Below are 1,331 nucleotides of genomic sequence, written 5' to 3' on the forward strand. Positions count from 1 at the left end.
TAGCTCAGCTGGGAGAGCATCTGCCTTACAAGCAGAGGGTCGGCGGTTCGATCCCGTCATCCTCCACCAAGTTTTTTTACGCAAGTAAAATAAACCAAAGATTTTTGCGTAAGCAAAATATCTCTCCTTAAATTCCCTATATGAAAACAACTTCTCATCAAGTAGTCTTCATCTAATAGCAAACCAATTAAATATGCCGGTGTAGCTCAACTGGTAGAGCAACTGACTTGTAATCAGTAGGTTGGGGGTTCAAGTCCTCTTGCCGGCACCATTGTTTTTTTATTTTGTCTTATTTTTATATTGAGAGCCATTAGCTCAGTTGGTAGAGCATCTGACTTTTAATCAGAGGGTCGAAGGTTCGAATCCTTCATGGCTCACCAAAGATTTTTGCGACAGCAAAATATCTTCCCATAGGGTTTTCGTCAATGCGAAAATCATCAATCACACATGCGGGTGTGGCGGAATTGGCAGACGCACCAGACTTAGGATCTGGCGCCGCAAGGCGTGGGGGTTCAAGTCCCTTCACCCGCACCATTTGTTTTGCGGAAGTAGTTCAGTGGTAGAACACCACCTTGCCAAGGTGGGGGTCGCGGGTTCGAATCCCGTCTTCCGCTCCAGAGACTAGCCGGGGTGGCGGAACTGGCAGACGCACAGGACTTAAAATCCTGCGGTAGGTGACTACCGTACCGGTTCGATTCCGGTCCTCGGCACCAAAGATTTTTGCGAAAGCAAAATATCTTTCCTAAATTTGCGAGAGCAAAATAAACTTCATTGGTTTGCAAAAGCAAAATATCTTTCCTTAACTTGCGATAGTCAGTAAGGAAAGAACAATAGTATCATTTAGCGCCCGTAGCTCAATTGGATAGAGCGTTTGACTACGGATCAAAAGGTTAGGGGTTCGACTCCTCTCGGGCGCGCCATATATATCGGGAAGTAGCTCAGCTTGGTAGAGCACTTGGTTTGGGACCAAGGGGTCGCAGGTTCGAATCCTGTCTTCCCGACCACCTTATTTGGGGCCTTAGCTCAGCTGGGAGAGCGCCTGCTTTGCACGCAGGAGGTCAGCGGTTCGATCCCGCTAGGCTCCACCAAAAAAGTTTTTATAAAAAATCATTGACACTAATAGAGTGAAAATGATATGATAATCAAGTCGCTTCAAACAGAAGCACTTACACATTGAACCTTGAAAACTGAACAAAACAAGACAATACGTCAACGTTAATTCTAGATTTATTTTTGAAGAGCTATTCAAACTTTTATCGGAGAGTTTGATCCTGGCTCAGGACGAACGCTGGCGGCGTGCCTAATACATGCAAGTCGAGCGGACTGATGGG

At 45.8% G+C, this 1,331-nt stretch carries 8 tRNA genes and 1 rRNA gene; all 9 read left to right on the forward strand.

The features are described from left to right. Positions 1 to 195 precede the first annotated feature (195 nt). Positions 196 to 271 (forward strand) — tRNA-Thr (locus DET59_RS21335). Between the two features lie 33 nt (positions 272 to 304). Further along, a tRNA-Lys gene (locus DET59_RS21340) sits at positions 305 to 380 on the forward strand. Positions 381 to 449: 69 nt separating this feature from the next. Further along, positions 450 to 534: transfer RNA gene (locus tag DET59_RS21345), tRNA-Leu, on the forward strand. A gap of 8 nt (positions 535 to 542) precedes the next feature. Then, positions 543 to 617 (forward strand) — tRNA-Gly (locus DET59_RS21350). A gap of 7 nt (positions 618 to 624) precedes the next feature. Further along, positions 625 to 713: transfer RNA gene (locus tag DET59_RS21355), tRNA-Leu, on the forward strand. 130 nt (positions 714 to 843) lie between these two features. Further along, positions 844 to 920 (forward strand) — tRNA-Arg (locus tag DET59_RS21360). Between the two features lie 7 nt (positions 921 to 927). Continuing rightward, a tRNA-Pro gene (locus tag DET59_RS21365) sits at positions 928 to 1,004 on the forward strand. Positions 1,005 to 1,012: 8 nt separating this feature from the next. Next, positions 1,013 to 1,088 (forward strand) — tRNA-Ala (locus DET59_RS21370). A 165-nt stretch (positions 1,089 to 1,253) separates the two neighbouring features. Then, positions 1,254 to 1,331: ribosomal RNA gene (locus DET59_RS21375) — 16S ribosomal RNA — on the forward strand; the annotation flags it as partial.

This window comes from Rossellomorea aquimaris, from assembly GCF_003315075.1.
GTDB lineage: Bacteria > Bacillota > Bacilli > Bacillales > Bacillaceae_B > Rossellomorea > Rossellomorea aquimaris_C.